Below are 26,879 nucleotides of genomic sequence, written 5' to 3'. Positions count from 1 at the left end.
CGACTTCTCAGCGGTAGTTGACGAACTGCAGGGCGAACTCCAAGTCCTTGCCCTTCAGCAGCGCGATCACGGCCTGCAGGTCGTCCCGGTTCTTGGAGCTGACCCGCAGCTCGTCGCCCTGCACCTGCGCCTTGACGCCCTTGGGGCCCTCATCGCGGATGATCTTGGCGACCTTCTTCGCGTTTTCCTGGGAGATGCCCTCCTCGATGGACGCGAAGATCTTGTACTCCTTGCCGGACAGCTGCGGCTCGCCCGCGTCCAGCGACTTCAGCGAGATACCCCGCTTGACCAGCTTGGTCTCGAAGACATCGAGGATCGCCTTGACCCTCTCCTCCGAGTTCGCCTGCATCAGGATCTTCTCGCCCGACCAGGCGATCGAGGCGCCCACGTTCTTGAAGTCGTAGCGCTGCGAGATCTCCTTGGCGGCCTGGTTGAGGGCGTTGTCGACCTCCTGCCGCTCGACCTTCGAGACGATGTCGAAACTGGAGTCGGCCATCTTCTGTTGGCTCCTTGGCTCTGATCCACTTCGTTCGCGGCCCACCGTGGACCGCGACCGCAAGCCTAGCCACCGTCCCTGTCCGAAGGGCTGATCAACCGAGTGGCGGAGCACCCCCGCCCATCGGGTATTGTTTACGTCGTCGCCACGGAGCACCCCACGCGGGAGCCCGGGGGCGGCACCATCCCAGGCGGTGTGCCCGAGTGGCCAAAGGGAGCAGACTGTAAATCTGCCGGCTCAGCCTACCCAGGTTCGAACCCTGGCGCCGCCACATGGGAGACCCCCGTTGAACTGCGGAAACGCAGCCCAGCGGGGGTCTTTGGCGTCAGCCGTCGATGGCTGGACGGCCCGGATTACCCATACCGTCCGGATTACCCATGCCGTCAGGGCTGCCCGGACTGTCCGGACGACCCGAGCTGTCAGGGCTGCCTGAGCTGTCAGGACGGCTTGAGCTGTCAGGGCTGCCCGAGCTGTTCGGACGCCCCGAGCTGTCAGGGTTAACCGAGCTGTCAGGGCTGCCCGAGCTTTCAGGACGCCCCGAACTTTCTGGACGGCTCGGGCCTTCCTGACGCCGCGGGCGCTCGATGGGGAGGGCCTCGGTTGTGCCCAGGATGGTGTCGGCGGTGCTGGGGGGGAGGGCCGTGTTGCCGGGGGGAGGAAGTACGCCGAGGCCGCCGATGGCGTACACGCAGCGCTCCTTAGGTGCCTTCGGACAGGCTGCCGCCGTGCCCATCAGACCCCTGCGGGCGGTCGGCATCCCGGGAGGCAGGCTCACCCAGGCGTTGGTGGCGGGGCTGTAGACCTCCACCGTGGCGAGCGAGGCGGTGCCGTTCGTCCCGCCGATCGCGTACACGCAGCCGTTCACCACTCCCCGGGGGCAGGGCGCTCCCACCGCCGACAGTTCCGATCGGGCGGTCGTCATCGCAGTCAGCTTCACCCACACGTTGGCTGCGGGGCTGTAGACCTCAACCTCGTTCGTGACGGCGGCGGTGTTGCCGGCGCCGGTGATCCCGCCGATGGCGTACACGCAGGTGCCATGCAATCCCAGGCCGGAGGGGCAGGTCGCGGCCGCTGCTCCAAGGTAGGCGCGGGCAATGTTCATGTCCGGCAGGTGGCCCCACGTGTTGGTGGCCGGGCTGTACACCTCTGCTGTGCGCACCGGGGTGGCGCCCCTGGGGTTGGCAACAGTGATCCCGCCGAGGGCGTAGACACAGGTGCCCCGCAGTGGCACCCCGAGGTCTTCGGGACAGGGTGCCTTGACACCTGCCAGGCCCTGACGGGCGGTCGGCAGCGTGGGCAGGGTGATCCAGCCGTTGGTGGCCGGGCTGTACGCCTCCACCGTGTTCGAGACGACCGCCGGGTAGCCGGTCTTCGCGCCGTACCCGCCGATGGCGTACACGCAGGCCCTGCGCAGTCCCTTCGGGCAGGGGGCGCCCACCCCCGCCAGATCCTGGCGGGGGGTCAGCATCTCCTGCAGGCTGGCCCAGGTGCCGGCGGCCGGGCTGAATGCCTCCGCCGTGCCCTGGGGGGTCATGAGGTCGGTGCCGCCCCGGCCCCCGACGACGTAGACGCACAGGTTCTTCAGGCCATCAGGGCAGGGTGCCGTCGCTCTCGCCGCAAAGGCGCGAGGGGTCATCGACGGCAGGGTCAGCCACACCCCCTGCGCATGGGCGGCGATGGCCGTCAGGGCCAGCAATGGGGTGAGGGCCAGGGTGATGAAACGACGCCAGCGTGATCGTCGACGCAGCGATATGTGATTGCTCCCCATCGGACACCTCTTTCAGAGCATGCCGCAACGGAGCCCGCTGCGACCGGAATGAGAGCTTCGCGGCTATTCACTCAGTCGCAGAGAGGGGTCGCTCACCAGGGGCGCCGAACGGCTGAAAGAGTCCCGCCACCAGAGGGAAGTTCTGACCCGTCAGTTGCCGGCGACGTCCTTCACGGCGACCGCCACCGGCGTGTGACCCTCGATCAGCTCCAGGGTCAGCCCGGCGGTTGAAGGCGTGTCGATCAGCTCCGCCAGCACCGCCGCCACGTCGTCCCGGCTGACCGGCCCGGGCCCGGTGGAGGCCGCGAGCTGCACGCGACCGGTGCCGGGGTCGTTGGTGAGGTGCCCCGGGCGCAGGATGGTCCAGTCGAGGCCGGTGCGGGCCTGCACGTCGGCGTCGGCGGCGGCCTTGGCCCGGAGGTAGACGGCGAAGACCGGGTCGGTGCCCACCGGGGGCGTCGCGGTGGCGCCCATGCTGGAGACCACCAGATAGCGACGTACGCCGGCCCGCTCGGCGGCGTCGGCGAAGAGCACGGCGGCGGCGTGGTCGACGGTCTCCTTGCGGGCCGTCCCGCTGCCGGGCCCGGCGCCGGCCGCGAAGACGGCCGCGTCGGCGCCCTGCAGGGCGTGGGCGATCTCCTCGACGGAGGCTTTCTCCAGGTCGTGGACGAGCGGGTCGGCGCCGACCGCGCGCAGGTCCTCCGCCTGTTCCGGGTCGCGGATGAGGCCCGCGACGTCGTTCCCGCGCCCGGCGAGCAGCCGCTCCAGCCGCAGCGCGATCTGTCCGTGTCCACCAGCGATCACAATGCGCATGTCTTCGACGCTACGCCTCACGCCGGATCCTTGCGGCTCCGGGTCTGCCGGGGCAGATCCAGCGCCAGCGTGTCGGTGAACTCCCGCACGGCGCTGGTCCGGGACACCACCCGCCCCCGGTGGATCACGATCCGGCTGTACGCGAGCGACAGCGCGGCCTCGATCCGGTCGGCCCGCACTGCCAGCAGCTCCGCCGGGAAGCCCGCCTCGATCCGGACCTCCGGCAGCCCCAGCACCGCCCGGGCCTGCCCGCTGACGGCGCCGTAGGCATCGGCGGCGCCGCACTCCCCGTACGAGGCCAGCAGGAAGGCCGCCTCCAGCGGGTCGCCGCGCCCGACCGGGTTGGCCAGGTCGCGCAGGGCACCGCTGCCGGCCGCGACCCGCACTCCGGCGGCGCGCAGCGCCCGTACCGGGGCAACGGGACCGCGCCGTACGGTTTCGAGAGCACCGCAGCCGCCCTGGGGGAGGGCGACGACGGACACCCCTGCGGCGGCGAGCTGGTCGGCGGCGCGGGCTGCGGAGTCGCGGGGGAGCCGGGCCAGTCCGCCGCAGGGGCCGATGGTGACGCCGGGGCGCAGTCCGCCGGCCATGGCGGCGAGCCGGGCCAGCCGCGCCGGGTCGCCGCCTTCCGTGTGCAGGTCGACGGGGAGGCCGAACTCGTCGGCGACGCCGAGCACCGTCTCGACGTATCCCCCCGGGTCCGGATCGAGGTCGGGGCAGCCGCCGACGACCCCGGCGCCCATCTTCAGCGCGTCGCGCAGCACGGCGAGCCCGTCCGCCCCGGCGATGCCGGTGAGCAGCCGGGGCACGGCCACGGCGTGCAGCTCGGCCAGCCCCCGCAGGGCGCGCCGGGCCTGCAGCACGGCCTCCAATGCCCGCAGCCCGGCGACGTCGCCGATCCTGACGTGCGTACGGATCGCGGTGGTGCCGTGCCCGAGCTGCAGCAGCACCGCCTCGGTGACCCGGCGCTGGACGTCCTCCTCCTCGTACGAGGGCGGGCCGCCGCAGTCCGCGGTGAGCGCGGTGTCCAGGTGGGCGTGCGGGTCGGCGGGGGCGGGCAGCAGCAGGTAGCCGCTGAGGTCGATGCGGGGGGCCTGGCAGCCGGCGGCGAGGCTGCCGGCGGTGCCGACGGCCTCGATGCGGGGACCGCCCAGCCGTACGTCGACGGAGCGGCCGTCGGCGAGGCGGGCGCCGCACAGCAGAAGGGGAGTGTCGGTGGCGGCCACGGAGGGCTGCGGCGGGCTGTCGGTCATCGCGCTCCTCGAGGCCGGAGGCAAGATCACGCGAGCACGAGCCTAGGGCGCGGCACCCGATGCGTCCCGTAAGAGGCGAATAGTCGTACCGGTGCCGTCACCCTCCGGAGGGGCGGGCCGCCTCCCCAAGTGACCTGCGTGACACCGCAGACCGCGTCCGGTGTGCCCCGCAGATACGGATTTCACCTTCGGCGGCGGACCGTGTAATGTCTTCCCCGTTCGCCCCTATAGCTCAGTCGGTAGAGCGTCTCCATGGTAAGGAGAAGGTCTGCGGTTCGATTCCGCATGGGGGCTCTGATGATCAGCTGACCCGCCGTCCGGCGGGTTGTCTCTTCATCGCAGCGGCGTAGCTCAGTCGGTAGAGCAAGCGGCTCATAATCGCTGTGTCACCGGTTCAAGTCCGGTCGCCGCTACCCTGTGTAGCCGATTGTGGGATCGGTCCTTCAATCGGCTACTCTTGCTGTGTTCACTTTCTATTACCCGTTCGTCAAGGAGCACTCACGTGGCCGCCACCGACGTCCGCCCGAAGATCACGCTGGCCTGCGTGGAGTGCAAGGAGCGGAACTACATCACCAAGAAGAACCGGCGTAACGACCCGGACCGTCTTGAGATGAAGAAGCACTGCCCGCGCTGCAACGCGCACACCGCGCACCGCGAAACGCGCTGATCTCAGGCTTTACGTAACACGAGGCCGTCCCCACAACCGGGGGCGGCCTCGTGGCGTTTGACTCCAGGCGTTTGATCCACAGCGTTTGTTCCAACAGGAGGTGCCGATGGCGCTGGACCAGTCCTTCGTCGGGCGGACGTATCCGCCCACCGCTCCCTACGAGGTGGGGCGCGAGAAGATCCGCGAGTTCGCCGAGGCGGTCGGGGACCCCAATCCCGTCTACACGGACCCGGATGCGGCCAAGGCGTTCGGTCACCCCGACGTGATCGCCCCGCCGACCTTCCCCTTCCTGATCACGTACAAGGCCGCCGGGCAGGTCGTCCTGGACCCCGAACTCGGGCTGGACTTCGGCCGCGTGGTGCACGGAGACCAGAAGTTCAGCTACACCCGCCCGGTCCGGGCCGGGGACCGGCTGTCCGTGACGGTGGCCATCGACGCCATCAAGTCCCTCGCCGGGAACGATGTCATCGACGTACGGGGCGATGTGCGGGACGAGAGCGGCGAGCACGTCGTGACCGCCCTGATGAAGCTGGTGTCCCGGGCACCGGAGGAGAGCTGACCATGACCGCGAAGATCTCCTACGACGAGGTCGAGGCCGGCACCGAGCTGCCCGCCCGGATGTTTCCGGTGAGCCGCGCCACACTCGTCCAGTACGCGGGCGCCTCGGGCGACTTCAACCCCATCCACTGGAACGAACGGTTCGCCAAGGAGGTCGGGCTGCCGGACGTCATCGCGCACGGCATGTTCACCATGGCCTCCGCCATCCGCGTCGTCACCGACTGGGTCGGCGACCCGGGCGCGGTCACCGAGTACGGCGTCCGCTTCACCAAGCCGGTCGTCGTCCCCAACGACGACAAGGGCGCGCTGATCGAGGTCACCGCCAAGGTCGGCGCCAAGCTGGACGACCAGGAGCGCACGGTCCGGGTCGACCTCACCGCGACCGCCGACGGCCAGAAGGTGCTGGGCATGTCGCGGGCCGTGGTCCGGCTGGCCTGAGGGCTCGCAAGCAGGGCGGCGGCGGGATTTTCCGCCGCCGTACCCTCTTGACCCCGCTGGTTATTGATTGATAACTTACTTGGCATGGCAAGCGACGGAATCCGGATGACCGCCGACGAGCGCCGCGAGGCGGCGATCCGGGCGGCGGTGACCGAATTCGGTCTGACCGGCTACAACGGCACCTCCACCGCCGTGATCGCCAAGCGCATAGGCGTGTCACAGCCGTATCTCTTCCGGCTCTTCCCGAACAAGAAGAGCCTCTTCCTCGCCGCCGCCGAGCGCTGCTTCCAGAGCATCGAGCAGTTCCTCGAGCAGGTCACCGAGGGCCTGGAGGGCGAGGCCGCCCTCCGCAAGATGTGCATGTCGTACACGGAGCTGATCAGCGGGAACGACACCCTGCGTATGCAACTCCAGATGTACGTCGCCTCGGTCGACGACGACGAGATCCGCGAGTTCTGCCGGCGCGGCTGGATGGAGCTGTGGTCGTACGTCGTGGCCCGCACGGGCGTCGACGACGGCGAGGCCGCGCAGTTCTTCGGCACCGGCATGCTCGTCAATGTGCTGGTCGCACTCGGCATCGGCGAGGGCGAGCGCTGCTGGACGGGCATCGAGAAGCTCTACGCGGACCGCTATCCCCGCTGATCCCATCGCTGTGCACGGCAGCGCATCCATATGTCCGCAAAGGTTATTGATCAATAACTAACATCATCGCAGGGGGAAACATGGAAGAGCAAGGCACCACCACCCGGCGCGGCTCCGCCGCCTGGGCGCTGGTCATCACCAGCGTCGCGGGCTTCATGGCCGCGCTCGACAACCTCGTCGTCACCACCGCCCTCCCCTCCATCCGCAAGGACCTCGGCGGCGGCCTGGCCGACCTCGAATGGACCGTGAGCGCCTACACCCTCACCTTCGCGGTCCTGCTCATGTTCGGCGCCGCCCTCGGTGACCGCTTCGGCCGCCGCAAGCTCTTCGTCATCGGCATCGGCATCTTCTCCGCCGCCTCCGCCGCGGCCGCGCTCGCTCCCGGCATGGGCGAGCTGATCGCCGCCCGCGCCGTCCAGGGCGTCGGCGCCGCGATCCTGATGCCCCTGACCCTGACCCTGCTCACGGCCGCCGTCCCGGCCGAGCGCCGCGGCACCGCCTTCGGCATCTGGGGCGCGGCCAACGGCGTGGCCGTCGCCACCGGTCCGCTCATCGGCGGCGCGCTGACCGAGCACGTCTCCTGGCACTGGATCTTCTGGCTGAACGTCCCGCTCGGCCTGCTCCTCATCCCGCTGGCCCGCCTCCGCCTCGACGAGAGCCGTGGCGCCACCGCCCGCCTCGACGTCCCCGGTACCCTGCTCGCCAGCGGCGGCCTGTTCGGCCTCGTCTACGGCCTCATCCGCGGCACTGCCGACGGCTGGACCAGCACCTGGGTCCTGACCGGCCTGATCGTCGGCGCCGCGCTCCTCGCCGGCTTCGTCCGCCACGGCATCCGCGGCAAGAACCCCATGCTGCCGATGCGCCTCTTCCGCAGCCGCGCCTTCTCCGCCATCAACGCGGCCAGCCTGCTGATGTTCCTCGGCATGTTCGGCTCGATCTTCCTGCTCAGCCAGTTCCTGCAGGGCGTCGGCGGCTACTCCCCGATGGAGGCCGGCGTACGGATGCTGCCCTGGACCGGCATGCCGCTGCTCCTGGCCCCGGTCGCCGGCGCCGTCTCCGACCGCATCGGCGGCCGCCCGGTGGTCGCCACCGGGCTCGCCCTCCAGGCCGTCGGCCTCGCGCTCTTCGCCCTGGTCATCTCTCCCGACGTCTCCTACGCCTCCCAGCTCCCGGCCATGGTCATCAGCGGCATGGGGATGTCCCTGTTCTTCGCGCCCAGCGCCCACCTCGTCATGAGCAGCGTCCGCCCCGAGGAGCAGGGCATCGCCTCCGGCGCCAACAACGCTCTCCGCGAGGTGGGCGGCGCGCTCGGCATCGCCGTCCTGGCCTCCGTCTTCTCCGCCCAGGGCGGCTACGAGTCCGCCGCCCGGTTCGCCGACGGCCTCAGCCCCGCCCTCTGGGTCGGCGCCTCCGCCGTCGCGCTGGGCGCGGTGGCGGCCCTCGTGGCTCCCCGCCTGCGCCGTACGGAGACCGTCGTGCGGTCCGTCGACTCGAAGGAGCGGGTCGCTGCCGCCGGGTAACCGCCGCACCTGGCGGGTGCCGGTCCGGGGCCTCCGGGGCTGGGGGTCCTGGACCGACATATTTACGTGCGTGACGGCCCCTCCGCTGCCTCACCCGGCATGCCGCACACAAATATGCGGAGCGTCCAGAACCCCCACCCCTCCGACCCCGGCCCTCCCGCCGTACGCGCCTGCGGGCAGCAACGCGGCGGTGCGAGGGGGTGAGGGGCGGCAGCGGGGCAGGAAACCCTCCCGCCGTACGTGACTGCGGGCGCCAACGCCGCAGCGCGAGAAGGCACCCGGGCACGAACGGCCACCCTCCGCCCTACGTAACTGCGGGCATCAACGCCGCAGGGCGAGGGGGTGAGGGGTGGCCGTCGGGCACGAGACAGGAGTGCCGGGGTCACCCTCCGCCCTACGTAACTGCGGGCATAAAGCCGAAGGGTGAGGGGTGAGGGGTGAGGGGTGGCTGTCGGGGACGAAACGAGTGCGGGGCCCTCCCGCCGTACGCGACTGCGGGCAGCAACGAGGCAGTGCCGTGACGGCGAGGGGAGGCAGCCGGGCACGAGAACGGGAGGGCAAGGGATGGCAGCCGGGCACGAGGCGGGAGGGCCGGGGTCATCCTCCGCCCGGCGTGGCTGTGGGCAGCAACGCAGGGGGGAGGGCGATTGGGGGCGAGGGGAGGGCCGGGGTCGGAGGGGTGGGGGTTCTGGACGCTCCGCATATTTGTGTGCGGCATGCCGGGCAAGAAAACCGGTGGCCCGTCACGCACGTAAATATGTCGGTCCAGGACCCCCAGCCCCGGAGGCCCCGGACCGGCACCGGGAACGGCCCCTGGATGGCGCTGCGTAAGCTGAACCGCGTGACCGTTACGTACGACGCCCCGCTTGCCCCGCTGACGACTTTCCGCCTGGGCGGCCCCGCCGCGCGCCTGGTGACGGCGACGACCGATGACGAGGTGATCGCGGCGGTGCGCGAGGCGGACGGCTCCGGGACCCCGCTGCTGATCATCGGGGGCGGCAGCAACCTGGTGATCGGGGACGACGGTTTCGACGGCACCGCGCTGCGCATCGCCACCACGGGCTTCGCCCTGGACGGTACGCGGCTCGAACTCGCCGCCGGCGAGGTGTGGACGGATGCCGTGGCCAGGACGGTCGAGGCGGGGCTGGCGGGAATCGAGTGCCTGGCCGGCATCCCGGGCTCGGCGGGGGCGACGCCGATCCAGAACGTGGGCGCGTACGGCCAGGAGGTGTCGGCGACGATCGCCGAGGTGGTCGCGTACGACCGCGACCTCGGCGCGGTGGTGACGGTCGGGAACGCGGACTGCGCCTTCTCCTACCGCCACAGCCGCTTCAAGGCGGACCCGGCCCGCTACGTCGTGCTGCGCGTCCGCTTCGACCTGGAGGACGCGGGAGGGCTGTCCGCGCCCGTCAAGTACGCCGAGGTCGCCCGCGCGCTCGGCGTCGAGCCGGGCGGGCGTGTGCCGCTGGCGCTCGCCCGCGAGACGGTGCTCAGGACGCGCGCGAGCAAGGGCATGGTCCTGGACCCCGCGGACCACGACACCTGGTCCGCGGGCTCCTTCTTCACGAACCCGATCCTGAGCGAAGCCGAGTACGACGTCTTCATCAGCCGCGTGCACGACCGCCTCGGCCCGGAGGCGTCGTCGCCCGGCTGGCCGGCCGGCGACGGCCATGTGAAGACCTCAGCCGCCTGGTTGATCGACAAGGCTGGCTTCACCAAGGGCTACGGCTCAGGGCCGGCCCGGATCTCGACCAAGCACACGCTCGCCCTGACCAACCGCGGCCAGGCCAAGGCCGAGGACCTCCTCGCCCTTGCCCGTGAGGTGCGGGACGGCGTCCACGCGGCCTTCGGTGTCACGCTGGTCAACGAGCCCGTGACGGTCGGCGTCAGCCTCTAGGCCTCAGCCCTTGGCCGCGCCCACCCCCACCACCTGCTTGACCGTCGCCGGGTCGCCGACGCAGTCGAGCATCGCGAGGGCCAGGTCGGCCCGCCCCAGTGAGCCCGCGTTCGGCACGTTGGCACCGATGACTTTGCGGTAGTGCCCGGTGAACGGCTTCTTCGTCAGATTCCCGGGCCGCATCGCCGTCCAGTCGAGGGCGCTGCGCCGCAGTTCGTCCTCCATGGCGGCGAGGTCGGTGTAGACGTCCTTCAGGATCGCGCTGATCAGGGGGAGGAGGATCTGCCGGCCGAGGAAGCCCTCGCCTTCCGCCAGTGGGCCGACCGGTGCCGCGCTGATCGTGATGAGGCGCCGGGTGTCGCCCGCCTCCATCGCCCGCACGATGGCCCGGGTGCCGGCTTCGGCGATGCCGGTGGTCTTGCGTCCGGTGGGTCCGAGCCCGGACAGCACGGCGTCGCGTCCGGCCACCAGGGGGCGCAGGGCTTCCGCGTCCGTGACGTCGGGGACCTTCGCGACCGTCAGCAGCTCGCCCTGGACCGGCAGCCGTGCCGGGTCGCGCACGACGGCGGTGACCTCGTGCCCGTCTTTCAGCGCCTGTCGTACGACCTCCAGGCCGGTACGTCCCGTCGCGCCGAGGACCGTGAGCTTCATGTCCGTCCACCTCCAGGTGGGTAAGTATTCACTCACCACTAGAGTGAGTGCATGCCCACCCGCGAGTCAACGTCCACCAGGGTCCGGATTCTGGAGGCCGCCGAGCGCCTTATGCGGACCATCGGCCTCGCGCGGACCACCACCAAGGAGATCGCCCGCGCCGCGGGCTGCTCCGAGGCCGCGCTCTACAAGCACTTCAGCAGCAAGGAGGACCTGTTCGTACGCGTCCTCGAGGAGCGGCTGCCCAACCTCGGCCCGCTGCTCGCCGAGCTCACCGCCGACCCCCGCGGCCGCACCGTCGAGCAGTGCCTCATCGACATCACGCGCACGGCGACGCTCTTCTACGAGTCGAGCGTGACGATCGCCGCCTCCCTCTTCGCCGAACCGGCCCTGTTGGAACGGCACCGCGAAGCCGTACGCGTGATGGGTGTCGGTCCGCACATGCCGCTGCTGGCGCTGGCCCGCTACCTGCGCACCGAGCGCGACCACGGCCGGATTCGCGCCGAAGCCGACCCCGAGGCGGCGGCTGAGCTGTTGCTCGGGGCGTGCTTCCAGCAGGCGTTCTTCAGCCAGTTCATGGGCGAGGACATCGCGCCCGGCCGCCTGGACGACTTCGCGGCCGGCGTGGCCCGTACCGTCCTGGCCGGCATCGCCTGACGCCGCCCGCGCCGGCCCCGGGGGATCACCCCGCCGCGAGCCAGCCGTCGACGCCGGCCAGCAGCCGGTCCCGTACGTCCTCCGGGGCGCGGGAGCCCCGCACCGACTGGCGGGCCAGCTCGGCCAGCTCCTCGTCGGTGAAGGCGTGCGCGTCCCGGGCCAGTTCGTACTGCGCGGCCAGCCGCGAGCCGAAGAGCAGGGGGTCGTCGGCGCCGAGCGCCATCGGTACGCCGGCCTCGAAGAGGGTGCGCAGCGGCACGTCCTCAGGCTTCTCGTAGACGCCCAGGGCGACGTTGGACGCCGGGCACACCTCGCAGGTGATCTGCCGTTCGGCGAGCTTCGCCATCAGCCGGGGATCCTCCGCCGCGCGGACCCCGTGCCCGACGCGGCCGGCGTGGAGGTCGTCGAGGCAGGCGCGGACGCTGCTGGGGCCGGCCAGCTCGCCGCCGTGCGGCGCGGCCAGCAGCCCGCCGTCCCGGGCGATGGCGAAGGCGCGGTCGAAGTCCCGGGCCAGGCCCCGCCGTTCGTCGTTGGAGAGCCCGAAGCCGACCACGCCCCGGTCGGCGTACCGTACGGCGAGCCGTGCCAGCGTCCGGGCGTCCAGCGGGTGCTTCATGCGGTTGGCGGCGACGATCAAGGCCATGCCGACGCCGGTGTCCCGGGAGGCGGTCTCCACCGCGTCGAGGATGATCTCCATCGTGGGGATGAGCCCGCCCAGGCGGGGTGCGTACGAGGTCGGGTCGACCTGTATCTCCAGCCAGCCCGAGCCGTCCCTGGCGTCCTCCTCGGCGGCCTCGTGGACCAGCCGCCGGATGTCCTCGGGCTCCCGCAGCACCGACCGCGCACTGTCGTAGAGCCGCTGGAAGCGGAACCAGCCGCGCTCATCCGTCGCGCGCAGCTTCGGGGGCTCGCCGGAGGTCAGGGCCTCGGGAAGGTGCACACCGTACTTGTCCGCCAGCTCGAGCAGTGTGCTGGGCCGCATGGAGCCGGTGAAGTGCAGGTGCAGGTGTGCCTTGGGGAGCGTTCGTACGTCACGTGCCATTCACAGATCCTGCCGTACGCCATGGTCGCGCCGGTACCGCTTTGCCCGAACGAGGGCTTGCCCGAATACGGATTCGGGCAAGCCCGGGCCCGGTCGTCAGTGGGCCTCGCCCAGCAGCTTCTGGAGCCGCGAGACGCCCTCGACCAGGTCCTCGTCGCCGAGCGCGTACGACAGGCGCAGGTAGCCCGGCGTGCCGAAGGCCTCGCCCGGGACCACGGCGACCTCGACCTCGTCCAGGATGAGCGCGGCGAGCTCGACGGAGTCGGCCGGGCGCTTGCCGCGGATCTCCTTGCCGAGCAGGCCCTTCACCGACGGGTAGGCGTAGAAGGCGCCCTCGGGCTCGGGGCACACGACGCCGGGGATCTCGTTGAGCATCCGGACGATCGTCTGGCGGCGGCGGTCGAACGCGGTCCGCATCTCCGCGACGGCGTCGAGGTCGCCGGAGACGGCGGCCAGCGCCGCGACCTGCGCGACATTGCTGACGTTGGACGTGGCGTGCGACTGCAGGTTGGTGGCGGCCTTGACGACGTCCTTGGGGCCGATGACCCAGCCGACCCGCCAGCCGGTCATGGCGTAGGTCTTGGCGACGCCGTTGACGACGATGCACTTGTCGGCCAGCTCGGGCACCACGACCGGCAGGGAGGAGAACTCCGCGTCGCCGTAGACCAGGTGCTCGTAGATCTCGTCCGTCAGGACCCACAGGCCCTTGTCGGCGGCCCAGCGGCCGATCGCCTCGACCTGCTCACGCGGGTAGACCGCGCCGGTCGGGTTGGAGGGCGACACGAAGAGCAGCACCTTGGTGCGCTCGGTGCGGGCGGCTTCCAGCTGCTCCACGGACACCCGGTAGCCGGTGGTCTCGTCGGCGACGACCTCGACCGGGACGCCGCCGGCCAGGCGGATCGACTCGGGGTAGGTGGTCCAGTACGGAGCCGGGACGATGACCTCGTCACCCGGGTCGAGGATCGCGGCGAAGGCCTCGTAGATGGCCTGCTTGCCGCCGTTGGTGACCAGGACCTGGGACGGGTCGACCTCGTAACCGGAGTCGCGGAGCGTCTTCGCCGCGATGGCGGCCTTCAGCTCCGGCAGGCCCCCGGCCGGGGTGTAGCGGTGGTACTTGGGGTTGCGGCAGGCCTCCACCGCGGCCTCGACGATGTAGTCGGGGGTGGGGAAGTCCGGCTCGCCCGCGCCGAAGCCGATCACCGGACGCCCGGCGGCCTTGAGGGCCTTGGCCTTGGCGTCCACGGCGAGCGTCGCGGACTCGGAGATCGACCCGATGCGGGCCGACACGCGTCGTTCGGTGGGGGACTGTACGGGAGGGGTTGCAGCGGTCATGCCTGCATCGTCGCAGACGCCCCGGGCCCGGGGCATACGAGTTCCCGACCCGAAGTCCACGGCCGGACGCCATGCATTCGACGCAGGGTCGCCGAACACGTACACTCATCCGTCGATGGACCCCGCGAGCTGATCTTGCCTGCGCACATCGTGCAGCCGGTCGGATGCGGTACGTTGGGGACGCTTCAAAGGGTCGTAGCTCAATTGGTAGAGCACTGGTCTCCAAAACCAGCGGTTGGGGGTTCGAGTCCCTCCGGCCCTGCTATACGCAGGCGTAGGTTAGGAATTTTTCAGCAAACGACCCGGATTCAGGTGAGGACGAGTGACGGAAGCCCTGGGCTCCACCGCAACGCCTGAGAGTGGTCGACCCGAAGACGTTGAGTCCGCGGAGACCACCAGTAAGAAGGCCCGCAAGGGCGGCAAGCGCGGCAAGAAGGGCCCTGTGGCCCGGCTCGCGCTCTTCTACCGCCAGATCATCGCCGAGCTGCGCAAGGTCGTCTGGCCTTCCAGGAACGACCTGGTCACGTACACCAGCGTGGTGATCGTCTTTGTTGTGGTCATCATCGCGCTCGTGACCGTGATTGACTGGGGATTCAGCAAGGGCGTCTCGTACGTCTTCGGGTGATTCCCCCGCGGAAGGTGCCCAAAGGCGCCCGACCGCCAGATCCACCCCTTGAAGTCAGGAAGAAGCAGCCACCGTGTCTGACCCGAATCTGAACGACGCCGTCGATTCCGCTGCGGCGGTAGAAGCCGACGTTGACGCGGCTGCGTCGGCCGATGTCCCGGGCGACGACACCGAGCTGGAAATCGTCGAGGCTGCCGACGAGACCGACGAGTTCGAGGCCGAGGACGCCGAAGCGGGCATCCCGGCCGAGGCCGCCGCCGTCCACGTCGAGGACGAGGACGAGGCCCTCGCGGCCGAGGCCACCGAGGACTCCGAGGACGAGATCGAGATCGAGGAAGAAGAAGCCGAACCGGTCGACCCGGTCCAGGCCTTCCGCGAGGAGCTCCGCACCCTGCCCGGCGAGTGGTACGTGATCCACACCTACGCCGGCTACGAGAACCGCGTGAAGTCCAACCTGGAGCAGCGCGCCGTCTCGCTCAACGTCGAGGACTACATCTACCAGGCCGAAGTGCCCCAGGAAGAAGTCGTCCAGATCAAGAACGGCGACCGCCGCACTGTCCGCCAGAACAAGCTGCCCGGCTACGTGCTGGTGCGCATGGACCTGACGAACGAGTCCTGGGGCGTCGTCCGCAACACCCCCGGCGTCACCGGCTTCGTCGGCAACGCGTACGACCCGTACCCGCTGACCCTGGACGAGATCGTCAAGATGCTCGCCCCGGAGGTCGAGGAGGCGGCGGCCGCCGCTGCCGAGGCCGAGGGCGGCGCACCGGCCAAGCGCAAGGTCGAGGTCCAGGTGCTGGACTTCGAGGTCGGCGACTCGGTCACCGTCACCGACGGCCCGTTCGCGACGCTGCAGGCGACGATCAACGAGATCAACGCCGACTCGAAGAAGGTCAAGGGCCTCGTCGAGATCTTCGGCCGCGAGACGCCGGTCGAGCTCAGCTTCGACCAGATCCAGAAGAACTAGTCGCGGCACCCAGTCTTCCGTCCAGGTCAGGTCGGCTTCGCAGCCGCCCTGACCTGCTCGGTTTCAGGCCTCGCCACGGTACCCGCTATCGTGGTGCGGTATGCCTGCTCGCAGGCAGAGAACACTCTCACTAGGACCCGGAGAGAGCAATGCCTCCCAAGAAGAAGAAGGTCACGGGGCTTATCAAGCTCCAGATCAACGCCGGCGCGGCCAACCCGGCGCCGCCGGTCGGCCCCGCGCTGGGCCAGCACGGCGTGAACATCATGGAGTTCTGCAAGGCCTACAACGCCGCGACCGAGTCGCAGCGTGGCATGGTCGTGCCGGTGGAGATCACGGTCTACGACGACCGTTCCTTCACCTTCATCACCAAGACTCCGCCGGCCGCCAAGCTGATCCTGAAGGCCGCGGGCGTGGACAAGGGCTCCGGCGAGCCGCACGTCAAGAAGGTCGCCAAGATCACGACCGCTCAGGTGCGCGAGATCGCCACGACCAAGCTCCCTGACCTGAACGCCAACGACCTGGACGCCGCCGCGAAGATCATCGCCGGCACCGCCCGTTCCATGGGCATCACGGTCGAGGGCTGACGAAAGCCACCACCCCTGTGGAAGGGCCTGCTCGGCCCACACCACGACTCCAAAGCATTCAGGAGAAGCAATGAGCAAGCGCAGCAAGTCTCTCCGCGCTGCGGACGCCAAGATCGACCGGGAGCGTCAGTACGCCCCGCTCGAGGCCGTCCGTATCGCGAAGGACACCTCCACCACCAAGTTCGACTCGACCGTCGAGGTCGCCATGCGTCTGGGTGTCGACCCGCGCAAGGCCGACCAGATGGTCCGTGGCACCGTGAACCTTCCGCACGGCACCGGCAAGACCGCCCGGGTCCTGGTCTTCGCGACCGGTGACCGTGCCGAGGCCGCGCGTGCCGCGGGCGCCGACATCGTCGGCTCCGACGAACTGATCGACGAGGTCGCGAAGGGCCGTCTGGACTTCGACGCCGTCGTCGCCACCCCGGACCTCATGGGCAAGGTCGGCCGCCTGGGCCGCGTGCTCGGTCCCCGCGGCCTGATGCCGAACCCGAAGACCGGCACCGTGACCCCGGACACCGCCAAGGCGGTCACCGAGATCAAGGGCGGCAAGATCGAGTTCCGCGTCGACAAGCACTCGAACCTGCACTTCATCATCGGCAAGACCTCGTTCGGTGAGCAGCAGCTGGTCGAGAACTACGGCGCCGCGCTGGACGAGATCCTTCGTCTGAAGCCGTCCGCCGCCAAGGGCCGCTACATCAGGAAGGCCGCCATCAGCACCACGATGGGCCCCGGCATCCTGGTGGACCCGAACCGCACCCGCAACCTCCTCGTCGAGGAGGACGCGACCGTCTGACGGTCCTCGCGTCTGCACAAGGCACCACAGGCTGGGCCTGCTCCTCCGGGAGCAGGCCCAGCCTGTTATTTTCTGCCCTTATGGACTTCAGGTGGCGTATGACGACGTGCGCGGCCGTCGCGCTGGTGACGACCGCCCTCGCGGGCTGCAGCGGCGGTACGGCCTCCCCGGACGCCTCGGCCACCTCCACCGACCCCCAGGTGCTCAGCGCGCTGCGCAAGGCCGCCACGGCCACCGAGAAGGCCGGCTCCGCCCAGGTCGACGGCACCTCGAAGACCGGCACCTCCTCCAGTGCCCGGCACGGCGTCCTGGACTGGTCCCACACCCCCGCCACGGGCCGGCTGACCGTCACCGGCACCGGCGCGGGCCAGACCCGCAGCCTGCGCAAGGCGGTCTACGTACGGGTGTCCGACAGCGTCGCCGCGTCCATGGGCGGCAGGCACTGGCTGAAGTACGGCGCCGCCGCGGCGGGCACTCTCGCCGGGCAGCTCGGCGCGAGCGACCCCGCCGGGCCGGTGAAGGAGCTCATCGCGTCCGGGGACGTACGCAGGGTCGGACCGGAGCGTGTGCGCGGCGTGCGGACCACGCACTACCTCGGCACCACCGACACCCAGCGGATCGAGCTGTGGATCGACAAGCGGGGCCTGGTGATCAAGTCGCTTCAGAAGGACGACGGCTCGGCCGGCTCCACGACCACCACCGCCTACTACGCGCACTACGGCACCCACGTCGTCGTCAAGGCCCCGCCGGCGGCCGACACGGTGGACTACACGGCGCTGCTGAAGGCGCAGAGCGCGAGCCCTTCGGCGTCCGCCTCGTAGGCACTGTCCGAGGGCGCTGTCAGTGGGCGCTGCCCGGGCGATTTGGTCGGGGCGCGGGCGTCGCGTACTCTTTGGGAGAAGCCAAAGACCGCTGGTCGTTGCCGCGCCCGATTCGAGGGAGCGGCGGCCGAAGGATCCGCTACATGCGGACGACCCGCGTAGGTGACAGTGGAAGACTCCCGTGGTTCACGCCCGGTCGAGTCCGCCCCGTGCGCCTGCGCCGGGGCGTTTGTTTTGTTCAGCCCCTTCCGTGCGGTCCGCAATCACCCGGAAGGAGGCCGAGACTCATGGCGAGGCCCGACAAGGCTGCCTCGGTTGCCGAGTTGACGGACAAGTTCCGCAGCTCGAACGCCGCAGTGCTGACCGAGTACCGCGGTCTCACCGTGGCCCAGCTCAAGCAGCTGCGCCGTTCGCTCGGTGAGAACGCCCAGTACGCCGTGGTGAAGAACACGCTGACCAAGATCGCGGCCAACGAGGCCGGGATCAGCACGCTGGACGACCAGTTCGCTGGTCCGACGGCGGTCGCCTTCATCACCGGTGACCCGGTGGAGTCGGCGAAGAGTCTGCGTGACTTCGCCAAGGAGAACCCGAACCTCATCATCAAGGGCGGTGTCCTTGACGGTAAGGCGCTCTCCGCGGATGAGATCAAGAAGCTTGCGGACCTCGAGTCCCGCGAGGTGCTGCTCGCCAAGCTGGCGGGTGCCTTCAAGGCAAAGCAGTCCCAGGCTGCCGCGCTCTTCCAGGCCCCCCTGTCGAAGTTCGTCCGCACCGCGGAAGCGCTTCGTGCCAAGCAGGCCGAGCAGGGCGGTGCCGGTACCCCGGCTCCCGCCGAGGCCGAGGCGGCGGAGTAACTCTCCCCGTTCGGTATCAGCGGGCCGGAACGCCCGCCTACATGTACGCATCCGGCACCTGCCGAAATTAGTGGAAGGACGCCAATCATGGCGAAGCTGTCCCAGGACGAGCTGCTCGAGCAGTTCGCGGAGCTCACCCTCATCGAGCTGGCCGAGTTCGTTAAGGCCTTCGAGGACAAGTTCGACGTCACCGCCGCCGCCCCGGTCGCCGTTGCCGGTGGCCCGGTTGCCGGTGCCCCCGCCGAGGCTGCTGAGGAGCAGGACGAGTTCGACGTCGTCCTCACCGGCGCCGGCGAGAAGAAGATCCAGGTCATCAAGGTCGTGCGTGAGCTGACCTCGCTGGGCCTGAAGGAGGCCAAGGACCTCGTGGACGGCGCTCCGAAGCCGGTCCTCGAGAAGGTCGCCAAGGAGGCCGCTGAGAAGGCCGCCGAGTCCCTCAAGGCCGCGGGCGCGTCCGTCGAGGTCAAGTGACTCATTGATCGCGTAGCCCTTTCGCAGGGCTGATCAGCCGCAGGGCGGCCACCCGTACGGGTGGCCGCCCTCGGTCGTTTGAGTGGTGGTCCACCAGGGCTGTCGGTGGTCCCGGGTAAGGTGATCATCGCCGGTCAGGGGTGTGGCGTGTGACGATCTCCGCTCGGCGGAGGCCTTGACGAACCGCACGCGGCGCGCAATTCTCAGGACGCGTCGCCACATCGAACCAGCACCGAGGCATGGATCGACGGCGATGCGGGAATGCTCGGTAACGCCAGGCGATGCAAGCGCGAAGTACAACGAGGGGGCGACCCCTCTCGGAGGGAGAGATTGGCTCTGCCGGTCTCCGGAACTCTGCACTGGACATCAGTGTGCCAAGTGGCTACACTGACCCTTTGCGCTGCCTGTTAGCTGCCCGCTGGCCCGTCACCAGGGGCAAGCCCAAGCCTGAGCACACTCGAGGGACGTCCTGACCAGGATGTTCCTGCCTGCGCTCAGGGGCGGAAGCCGGTACGCGCGTAGTGAGTCCGAGCCCTCGGAAGGACCCCCTCTTGGCCGCCTCGCGCAACGCCTCGACTGCCCATACGAACAACGGCGCAAGCACTGCCCCGCTGCGCATTTCTTTCGCGAAGATCAAGGAGCCGCTCGAGGTCCCGAACCTCCTGGCGCTGCAGACCGAGAGCTTTGACTGGCTCCTCGGTAATGCCGCCTGGAAGTCTCGCGTCGAGGCGGCTCTGGACAGTGGTCACGAAGTCCCCACGAAGTCCGGCCTGGAAGAGATCTTCGAGGAGATCTCGCCGATCGAGGACTTCTCCGGGTCGATGTCGCTGACCTTCCGCGACCACCGCTTCGAGCCTCCCAAGAACTCGATCGACGAGTGCAAGGAGCGCGACTTCACGTACGCTGCCCCGCTCTTCGTCACCGCCGAGTTCACCAACAACGAGACCGGCGAGATCAAGTCCCAGACGGTCTTCATGGGCGACTTCCCGCTCATGACCAACAAGGGCACCTTCTGCATCAACGGCACCGAGCGTGTCGTCGTCTCGCAGCTGGTCCGCTCGCCGGGTGTCTACTTCGACAGTCAGATCGACAAGACGTCCGACAAGGACATCTACTCCGCCAAGGTCATCCCCTCCCGGGGTGCCTGGCTGGAGTTCGAGATCGACAAGCGCGACATGGTCGGTGTCCGCATCGACCGCAAGCGCAAGCAGTCGGTCACCGTCCTCCTGAAGGCTCTCGGCTGGACCACCGAGCAGATCCTCGAGGAGTTCGGCGAGTACGAGTCCATGCGCGCCACCCTGGAGAAGGACCACACGCAGGGCCAGGACGACGCGCTGCTCGACATCTACCGCAAGCTGCGTCCGGGCGAGCCCCCGACCCGTGAGGCCGCGCAGACGCTGCTCGAGAACCTCTACTTCAACCCCAAGCGCTACGACCTCGCGCAGGTCGGCCGCTACAAGGTCAACAAGAAGCTCGGCGGCACCCAGCCGCTGGACTCCGGTGTGCTGACCGTCGAGGACATCATCCCGACGATCAAGTACCTGGTGAAGCTTCACGCGGGCGAGACCGAGACGGTCGGCGAGAGCGGCCAGACCATCGTGGTCGAGGTCGACGACATCGACCACTTCGGCAACCGCCGTCTGCGCAACGTCGGCGAGCTCATCCAGAACCAGGTGCGTACCGGCCTGGCCCGGATGGAGCGCGTGGTCCGTGAGCGGATGACGACCCAGGACGTCGAGGCGATCACGCCGCAGACCCTGATCAACATCCGGCCGGTCGTCGCCTCCATCAAGGAGTTCTTCGGCACCAGCCAGCTGTCCCAGTTCATGGACCAGACGAACCCGCTGTCGGGCCTGACCCACAAGCGCCGCCTGTCGGCGCTGGGCCCCGGTGGTCTGTCCCGTGAGCGGGCCGGCCTGGACGTCCGTGACGTGCACCCCTCGCACTACGGCCGCATGTGTCCGATCGAGACCCCCGAAGGCCCGAACATCGGTCTGATCGGCTCGCTCGCCTCGTACGGCCGGGTGAACGTCTTCGGCTTCATCGAGACTCCGTACCGCAAGGTCGTCGAAGGCCGGGTGACCGAAGAGGTCGACTACCTGACCGCCGACGAGGAGGACCGCTACCTCATCGCCCAGGCGAACGCTCCGCTGAGCGACGAGAACACCTTCGTCGAGGCCCGTGTGCTGGTCCGTCGCCGTGGCGGCGAGGTCGACCTCGTGCCCGGCGGCGAAGTGGACTACATGGATGTCTCGCCGCGCCAGATGGTGTCGGCCGCGACCGCCATGATCCCCTTCCTGGAGCACGACGACGCCAACCGCGCGCTCATGGGATCGAACATGATGCGCCAGGCGGTGCCGCTCATCAAGAGCCAGGCCCCGCTGGTCGGCACCGGCATGGAGTACCGCTGCGCGGTCGACGCCGGTGACGTCATCAAGGCCGACAAGGACGGTGTGGTCCAGGAGGTCTCCGCGGACTACATCACCGTGGCCAACGACGACGGCACGTACAACACGTACCGCGTCGCCAAGTTCTCCCGCTCCAACCAGGGCACGGCCTTCAACCAGAAGGTCGTCGTCGACGAGGGCGCTCGCGTCGTCGCCGGCCAGGTGCTCGCCGACGGTCCGTCCACCGAGAACGGTGAGATGGCGCTCGGCAAGAACCTGCTCGTGGCATTCATGCCGTGGGAGGGCCACAACTACGAGGACGCGATCATCCTCAGCCAGCGTCTGGTGCAGGACGACGTCCTCTCCTCGATCCACATCGAGGAGCACGAGGTCGACGCCCGTGACACCAAGCTCGGCCCCGAGGAGATCACCCGGGACATCCCGAACGTCTCGGAGGAGGTCCTCGCCGACCTCGACGAGCGCGGCATCATCCGGATCGGTGCCGAGGTCGTCGCCGGCGACATCCTGGTCGGCAAGGTCACGCCCAAGGGCGAGACCGAGCTGACCCCGGAGGAGCGTCTGCTCCGCGCGATCTTCGGCGAGAAGGCCCGTGAGGTCCGTGACACCTCGCTGAAGGTGCCGCACGGCGAGACCGGCAAGGTCATCGGCGTCCGCGTCTTCGACCGCGAGGAGGGCGACGAGCTTCCCCCCGGTGTGAACCAGCTGGTGCGCGTGTACGTGGCGCAGAAGCGGAAGATCACCGACGGTGACAAGCTCGCCGGCCGTCACGGCAACAAGGGCGTCATCTCCAAGATCCTGCCGATCGAGGACATGCCGTTCCTGGAGGACGGCACCCCGGTCGACATCGTGCTCAACCCGCTCGGCGTCCCGTCCCGGATGAACCCGGGACAGGTCCTGGAGATCCACCTCGGCTGGCTCGCCCAGCAGGGCTGGGACGTCTCCGGTCTCAGCGTCGAGTGGGCGCAGCGCCTGCAGGCCATCGGCGCCGACCAGGTCGAGCCCGGCACCAACGTCGCCACCCCGGTGTTCGACGGTGCCCGCGAGGACGAGATCACCGGTCTCTTCGAGGCCACGATCCCGAACCGTGACGGCGAGCGCATGGTCCTGCCCTCGGGTAAGGCCCGGATGTTCGACGGCCGCTCCGGCGAGCCGTTCCCGGACCCGATCTCGGTCGGCTACATGTACATCCTCAAGCTGCACCACCTGGTGGACGACAAGCTGCACGCCCGCTCCACCGGTCCGTACAGCATGATCACCCAGCAGCCGCTGGGTGGTAAGGCTCAGTTCGGTGGTCAGCGCTTCGGTGAGATGGAGGTGTGGGCGCTGGAGGCTTACGGCGCCGCTTACGCCCTCCAGGAGCTCCTGACGATCAAGTCCGATGACGTGCTCGGCCGCGTGAAGGTCTACGAGGCCATCGTCAAGGGCGAGAACATCCCCGAGCCGGGCATCCCCGAGTCCTTCAAGGTGCTCATCAAGGAAATGCAGTCGCTCTGCCTCAACGTGGAGGTGCTGTCCTCGGACGGCATGTCCATCGAGATGCGCGACACCGACGAGGACGTCTTCCGTGCCGCGGAGGAGCTCGGTATCGACCTGTCCCGGCGCGAGCCGAGCAGCGTCGAAGAGGTCTGACGGGCCGGTGGGGGCTCTTCTCGGAGAGCCCCCACCTTCCCCGGACCGTTCAGACCATGTTTGACACTCGACCCTGAAAGAGGGATTGACGACAAGTGCTCGACGTCAACTTCTTCGACGAGCTGCGGATCGGCCTTGCCACCGCGGACGACATTCGTACTTGGTCGCACGGCGAAGTGAAGAAGCCGGAGACCATCAACTACCGAACCCTCAAGCCCGAAAAGGACGGACTCTTCTGCGAGAAGATCTTCGGTCCGACCCGGGACTGGGAGTGCTACTGCGGCAAGTACAAGCGTGTCCGCTTCAAGGGCATCATCTGTGAGCGCTGCGGCGTCGAGGTCACTCGCGCCAAGGTGCGTCGTGAGCGGATGGGCCACATCGAGCTGGCCGCGCCTGTCACCCACATCTGGTACTTCAAGGGCGTTCCGTCGCGGCTGGGCTACCTGCTCGACCTCGCCCCGAAGGACCTCGAGAAGGTTATCTACTTCGCCGCCTACATGATCACGTGGGTGGACGACGAGCGCCGTACGCGCGACCTGCCCTCCCTGGAGGCCCAGGTCTCCGTCGAGCGCCAGCACATCGAGAACCGCCGTGACGCGGACGTCGAGGGCCGGCAGAAGAAGCTCGAGACGGACCTGGCCGAGCTGGAGGCCGAGGGCGCCAAGGCCGACGTGCGCCGCAAGGTGCGCGAGGGCGCGGAGCGCGAGATGAAGCAGCTGCGCGACCGTGCGCAGCGCGAGCTCGACCGTCTCGACGAGGTGTGGGCCCGCTTCAAGAACCTCAAGGTCCAGGACCTGGAGGGTGACGAGCTGCTCTACCGCGAGCTGCGCGAGCGCTTCGGCACGTACTTCCAGGGCTCGATGGGTGCCGCGGCGCTGCAGAAGCGCCTGGAGTCCTTCGACCTGGAGGAAGAGGCCGAGAAGCTCCGCGAGATCATCCGGACCGGCAAGGGCCAGAAGAAGACCCGTGCGCTCAAGCGCCTCAAGGTCGTCTCCGCCTTCCTGCAGACCACCAACAAGCCCAACGGCATGGTGCTGGACTGCGTCCCGGTGATCCCGCCGGACCTGCGTCCGATGGTGCAGCTGGACGGTGGCCGTTTCGCGACCTCCGACCTGAACGACCTGTACCGCCGCGTCATCAACCGCAACAACCGCCTCAAGCGTCTCCTTGACCTCGGCGCCCCCGAGATCATCGTGAACAACGAGAAGCGGATGCTGCAGGAGGCCGTCGACGCGCTGTTCGACAACGGCCGTCGTGGCCGACCGGTCACCGGTCCCGGTAACCGCCCGCTGAAGTCCCTGAGCGACATGCTCAAGGGCAAGCAGGGTCGTTTCCGTCAGAACCTGCTCGGCAAGCGAGTCGACTACTCGGCCCGTTCCGTCATCGTCGTCGGCCCGCAGCTCAAGCTGCACCAGTGCGGTCTGCCGAAGGCCATGGCGCTGGAGCTCTTCAAGCCGTTCGTGATGAAGCGCCTGGTGGACCTCAACCACGCGCAGAACATCAAGAGCGCCAAGCGCATGGTCGAGCGCGGCCGCACGGTCGTGTACGACGTGCTGGAAGAGGTCATCGCCGAGCACCCGGTGCTGCTGAACCGTGCACCGACCCTGCACCGCCTCGGCATCCAGGCCTTCGAGCCGCAGCTGGTCGAGGGCAAGGCCATCCAGATCCACCCGCTCGTCTGCACCGCGTTCAACGCGGACTTCGACGGTGACCAGATGGCCGTCCACCTGCCGCTCTCCGCGGAGGCGCAGGCCGAGGCCCGCATCCTGATGCTGTCCTCGAACAACATCCTGAAGCCGGCCGACGGTCGTCCCGTCACCATGCCGACCCAGGACATGGTGCTGGGCCTGTTCTTCCTGACCACCAACCCCGAGGAGCGCGAGCTCAAGGGCGAGGGTCGGGCGTTCGGCTCGACCGCCGAGGCGATCATGGCCTTCGACAACCGCGAGCTCTCGCTGCAGTCGACGGTCGACATCCGCTTCCCGGTCGGCACCGTCCCGCCGCGCGGCTGGACCCCCCCGGCCCAGGAAGAGGGCGACGAGCCGTACCAGCTCGGCGACACCTTCCGGCTGGCCACGACCCTGGGGCGGGCGCTCTTCAACGAGCTGCTGCCCGAGGACTACCCGTTCGTGGACTACCCGGTGGGCAAGAAGCAGCTCTCCGAGATCGTCAACGACCTCGCCGAGCGCTACCCGAAGGTCGTCGTGGCGGCAACGCTGGACAACCTGAAGGCGGCCGGCTTCCACTGGGCCACCCGTTCCGGTGTCACCGTCGCTGTCTCCGACATCGTCGTGCCGGAGGCCAAGAAGGCCATCGTCAAGGGCTACGAGGCCCAGGACGAGAAGGTCCAGAAGCAGTACGAGCGCGGTCTGATCACCAAGGACGAGCGCACGCAGGAGCTCATCGCGATCTGGACCAAGGCGACCAACGAGGTTGCCGAGGCGATGAACGCGAACTTCCCGAAGACCAACCCGATCTTCATGATGGTCGACTCGGGTGCCCGCGGAAACATGATGCAGATGCGTCAGATCGCGGGTATGCGTGGCCTGGTGTCCAACGCCAAGAACGAGACGATTCCCCGTCCCATCAAGGCGTCGTTCCGCGAGGGCCTGTCCGTGCTGGAGTACTTCATCTCCACCCACGGTGCCCGTAAGGGTCTCGCCGACACCGCCCTGCGTACCGCCGACTCGGGTTACCTCACCCGTCGTCTGGTGGACGTCTCGCAGGACGTCATCATCCGCGAGGAGGACTGCGGCACCGAGCGCGGCCTCAAGCTGACGATCGCCTCGCGCGGCGACGACGGTGTCCTTCGCAAGAACGACAACGTCGAGTCCACGGTCTACGCCCGCTGCCTCGCAGAGGACGTCGTGGTGGACGGCAAGGTGCTGGCCACGGCCGGCGCCGACCTGGGCGACGTACTGATCGGCCAGCTCGTCGCGAACGACGTCGAGCAGGTCAAGATGCGTTCGGTCCTGACCTGTGAGTCCGCCGTCGGCACCTGCGCCATGTGCTACGGCCGCTCCCTGGCCACCGGCAAGCTGGTGGACATCGGCGAGGCCGTCGGCATCATCGCGGCCCAGTCGATCGGTGAGCCCGGTACCCAGCTGACGATGCGTACCTTCCACACCGGTGGTGTGGCCGGTGACGACATCACCCTGGGTCTGCCGCGTGTCGTCGAGCTCTTCGAGGCCCGTACGCCCAAGGGCGTGGCCCCGATCTCGGAGGCCGTCGGCCGGGTCCGTATCGAGGAGACCGAGAAGACCAAGAAGATCATCGTCACTCCGGACGACGGCACCGACGAGATCCCTTACCCGATCTCCAAGCGTGCCCGTGTCCTGGTGAGCGAGGGTGACCACGTCGAGGTCGGCCAGAAGCTGATCGTCGGCGCGACCAACCCGCACGACGTGCTGCGCATCCTCGGCCAGCGCGCGGTGCAGGTGCACCTGGTCAACGAGGTCCAGAAGGTCTACAACTCGCAGGGTGTGTCGATCCACGACAAGCACATCGAGATCATCATCCGGCAGATGCTCCGCCGCGTGACGATCATCGAGTCCGGCGATGCCGAGCTGCTGCCCGGCGAGCTGGTCGAGCGTGGTCGCTTCGAGACCGAGAACCGTCGTGTGGTCTCCGAGGGCGGTCACCCCGCCTCCGGCCGTCCGCAGCTGATGGGTATCACCAAGGCCTCGCTGGCGACCGAGTCCTGGCTGTCGGCCGCCTCCTTCCAGGAGACGACCCGAGTGCTCACCGACGCGGCGATCCACGCCAAGTCGGACTCGCTGCTGGGCCTCAAGGAGAACGTCATCATCGGTAAGCTCATCCCGGCCGGTACGGGCCTGTCCCGCTACCGCAACATCCGGGTCGAGCCGACCGAGGAGGCCAAGGCCGCGATGTACTCGGCCGTCGGCTACGACGACATCGACTACAGCCCGTTCGGCACCGGCTCCGGCCAGGCCGTCCCGCTGGAGGACTACGACTACGGCCCGTACAACGGCTGAG

At 68.9% G+C, this 26,879-nt stretch carries 23 protein-coding genes and 4 tRNA genes; 20 read left to right on the top strand and 7 right to left on the bottom strand.

What is annotated here, in order from left to right; genetic code table 11:
* Window positions 1-7: 7 nt before the first annotated feature.
* Window positions 8-496 (bottom strand): YajQ family cyclic di-GMP-binding protein, encoded by a 489-nt coding sequence (locus ACFXJ5_RS02550; RefSeq protein ID WP_384625726.1) that lies wholly within the window; start codon window positions 494-496, stop codon window positions 8-10.
* A gap of 189 nt (window positions 497-685) precedes the next feature.
* Between ACFXJ5_RS02550 and ACFXJ5_RS02545 the strand changes: the two genes are divergently transcribed.
* Window positions 686-767: transfer RNA gene (locus ACFXJ5_RS02545), tRNA-Tyr, on the top strand.
* A gap of 54 nt (window positions 768-821) precedes the next feature.
* On the opposite strand, the gene ACFXJ5_RS02540 is transcribed toward ACFXJ5_RS02545, so the two are convergent.
* From ACFXJ5_RS02540 to ACFXJ5_RS02530, 3 genes are all read right to left on the bottom strand, one after another.
* Window positions 822-2,264 carry a hypothetical protein gene (locus ACFXJ5_RS02540; RefSeq protein ID WP_384625723.1) on the bottom strand — a complete coding sequence of 481 codons (1,443 nt, stop codon included), beginning with the start codon at window positions 2,262-2,264 and terminating at the stop codon, window positions 822-824.
* 150 nt (window positions 2,265-2,414) lie between these two features.
* Window positions 2,415-3,077 carry an NAD(P)H-binding protein gene (locus tag ACFXJ5_RS02535; protein WP_384625720.1) on the bottom strand — a complete coding sequence of 221 codons (663 nt, stop codon included), beginning with the start codon at window positions 3,075-3,077 and terminating at the stop codon, window positions 2,415-2,417.
* Between the two features lie 17 nt (window positions 3,078-3,094).
* Window positions 3,095-4,330, bottom strand: coding sequence for an amidohydrolase family protein (locus ACFXJ5_RS02530; protein ID WP_384625717.1), 1,236 nt, complete (start codon window positions 4,328-4,330; stop codon window positions 3,095-3,097).
* Window positions 4,331-4,551: 221 nt separating this feature from the next.
* Here ACFXJ5_RS02530 and ACFXJ5_RS02525 point away from each other — a divergent pair.
* The 8 genes from ACFXJ5_RS02525 (at window position 4,552) to ACFXJ5_RS02490 (ending at window position 10,052) form a co-directional block, all read left to right on the top strand.
* Window positions 4,552-4,624: transfer RNA gene (locus ACFXJ5_RS02525), tRNA-Thr, on the top strand.
* Window positions 4,625-4,670: 46 nt separating this feature from the next.
* Window positions 4,671-4,743, top strand: a tRNA-Met gene (locus ACFXJ5_RS02520).
* An 89-nt stretch (window positions 4,744-4,832) separates the two neighbouring features.
* Window positions 4,833-4,997, top strand: a complete 165-nt coding sequence (rpmG, locus tag ACFXJ5_RS02515) for a 50S ribosomal protein L33 (RefSeq protein WP_004571794.1) — start codon at window positions 4,833-4,835, stop codon at window positions 4,995-4,997.
* 106 nt (window positions 4,998-5,103) lie between these two features.
* Complete coding sequence (locus tag ACFXJ5_RS02510; RefSeq protein ID WP_384625714.1) at window positions 5,104-5,556, top strand: FAS1-like dehydratase domain-containing protein; 453 nt, start codon at window positions 5,104-5,106, stop codon at window positions 5,554-5,556.
* A 2-nt stretch (window positions 5,557-5,558) separates the two neighbouring features.
* On the top strand, window positions 5,559-5,993 hold the full coding sequence (locus ACFXJ5_RS02505) for a MaoC family dehydratase (protein WP_384625711.1): 435 nt from the start codon (window positions 5,559-5,561) through the stop codon (window positions 5,991-5,993).
* 84 nt (window positions 5,994-6,077) lie between these two features.
* On the top strand, window positions 6,078-6,635 hold the full coding sequence (locus ACFXJ5_RS02500) for a TetR/AcrR family transcriptional regulator (RefSeq protein ID WP_384625708.1): 558 nt from the start codon (window positions 6,078-6,080) through the stop codon (window positions 6,633-6,635).
* Window positions 6,636-6,715: 80 nt separating this feature from the next.
* The gene (locus ACFXJ5_RS02495; protein WP_384625705.1) at window positions 6,716-8,155 is read left to right on the top strand and encodes a DHA2 family efflux MFS transporter permease subunit; all 1,440 of its coding nucleotides are present in this window, start codon (window positions 6,716-6,718) and stop codon (window positions 8,153-8,155) included.
* A gap of 817 nt (window positions 8,156-8,972) precedes the next feature.
* Window positions 8,973-10,052: a UDP-N-acetylmuramate dehydrogenase gene (locus ACFXJ5_RS02490; protein WP_384625702.1), complete on the top strand. Its 1,080-nt coding sequence runs from the start codon at window positions 8,973-8,975 to the stop codon at window positions 10,050-10,052.
* 3 nt (window positions 10,053-10,055) lie between these two features.
* Here ACFXJ5_RS02490 and ACFXJ5_RS02485 read toward each other — a convergent pair whose 3' ends face one another.
* Window positions 10,056-10,703, bottom strand: a complete 648-nt coding sequence (locus ACFXJ5_RS02485) for an NAD(P)-dependent oxidoreductase (RefSeq protein WP_384625699.1) — start codon at window positions 10,701-10,703, stop codon at window positions 10,056-10,058.
* 51 nt (window positions 10,704-10,754) lie between these two features.
* Here ACFXJ5_RS02485 and ACFXJ5_RS02480 point away from each other — a divergent pair, with 51 nt between their 5' ends.
* Entirely contained in the window at window positions 10,755-11,360 is a 606-nt protein-coding gene (locus ACFXJ5_RS02480) for a TetR/AcrR family transcriptional regulator (protein WP_384625697.1), read from the top strand.
* 25 nt (window positions 11,361-11,385) lie between these two features.
* On the opposite strand, the gene ACFXJ5_RS02475 is transcribed toward ACFXJ5_RS02480, so the two are convergent.
* Entirely contained in the window at window positions 11,386-12,402 is a 1,017-nt protein-coding gene (locus ACFXJ5_RS02475) for an adenosine deaminase (RefSeq protein WP_384625694.1), read from the bottom strand.
* A gap of 96 nt (window positions 12,403-12,498) precedes the next feature.
* A complete protein-coding gene (locus ACFXJ5_RS02470; protein WP_384625691.1) occupies window positions 12,499-13,734 on the bottom strand; it encodes a pyridoxal phosphate-dependent aminotransferase in 1,236 nt (411 codons plus the stop codon).
* Between the two features lie 189 nt (window positions 13,735-13,923).
* On the opposite strand from ACFXJ5_RS02470, the gene ACFXJ5_RS02465 reads away from it, so the two are divergent.
* From ACFXJ5_RS02465 to ACFXJ5_RS02420, 10 genes are all read left to right on the top strand, one after another.
* Window positions 13,924-13,996: transfer RNA gene (locus tag ACFXJ5_RS02465), tRNA-Trp, on the top strand.
* Window positions 13,997-14,056: 60 nt separating this feature from the next.
* Window positions 14,057-14,359, top strand: coding sequence for a preprotein translocase subunit SecE (gene secE / locus ACFXJ5_RS02460; protein ID WP_384625688.1), 303 nt, complete (start codon window positions 14,057-14,059; stop codon window positions 14,357-14,359).
* Window positions 14,360-14,432: 73 nt separating this feature from the next.
* Complete coding sequence (nusG, locus tag ACFXJ5_RS02455; protein WP_384625686.1) at window positions 14,433-15,326, top strand: transcription termination/antitermination protein NusG; 894 nt, start codon at window positions 14,433-14,435, stop codon at window positions 15,324-15,326.
* Window positions 15,327-15,475: 149 nt separating this feature from the next.
* On the top strand, window positions 15,476-15,910 hold the full coding sequence (gene rplK, locus ACFXJ5_RS02450) for a 50S ribosomal protein L11 (protein ID WP_127356402.1): 435 nt from the start codon (window positions 15,476-15,478) through the stop codon (window positions 15,908-15,910).
* Between the two features lie 70 nt (window positions 15,911-15,980).
* Window positions 15,981-16,703, top strand: coding sequence for a 50S ribosomal protein L1 (gene rplA, locus ACFXJ5_RS02445; protein ID WP_384625683.1), 723 nt, complete (start codon window positions 15,981-15,983; stop codon window positions 16,701-16,703).
* Between the two features lie 98 nt (window positions 16,704-16,801).
* On the top strand, window positions 16,802-17,524 hold the full coding sequence (locus ACFXJ5_RS02440) for a hypothetical protein (protein ID WP_384625680.1): 723 nt from the start codon (window positions 16,802-16,804) through the stop codon (window positions 17,522-17,524).
* Window positions 17,525-17,811: 287 nt separating this feature from the next.
* Window positions 17,812-18,375, top strand: a complete 564-nt coding sequence (rplJ, locus tag ACFXJ5_RS02435; protein WP_127356399.1) for a 50S ribosomal protein L10 — start codon at window positions 17,812-17,814, stop codon at window positions 18,373-18,375.
* Window positions 18,376-18,462: 87 nt separating this feature from the next.
* Window positions 18,463-18,846, top strand: coding sequence for a 50S ribosomal protein L7/L12 (gene rplL, locus ACFXJ5_RS02430; protein WP_384625677.1), 384 nt, complete (start codon window positions 18,463-18,465; stop codon window positions 18,844-18,846).
* A gap of 551 nt (window positions 18,847-19,397) precedes the next feature.
* A complete protein-coding gene (gene rpoB, locus ACFXJ5_RS02425; protein WP_384625674.1) occupies window positions 19,398-22,883 on the top strand; it encodes a DNA-directed RNA polymerase subunit beta in 3,486 nt (1,161 codons plus the stop codon).
* Window positions 22,884-22,978: 95 nt separating this feature from the next.
* Window positions 22,979-26,878, top strand: a complete 3,900-nt coding sequence (locus ACFXJ5_RS02420; protein WP_384625671.1) for a DNA-directed RNA polymerase subunit beta' — start codon at window positions 22,979-22,981, stop codon at window positions 26,876-26,878.
* Window position 26,879: the final 1 nt, after the last annotated feature.

This window comes from Streptomyces sp. NPDC059373 (genome assembly GCF_042751495.1).
Classification (GTDB): domain Bacteria; phylum Actinomycetota; class Actinomycetes; order Streptomycetales; family Streptomycetaceae; genus Actinacidiphila.
Note: the sequence above shows the minus strand (reverse complement) of the source record. Positions and strands in the feature narration are given on the sequence as shown.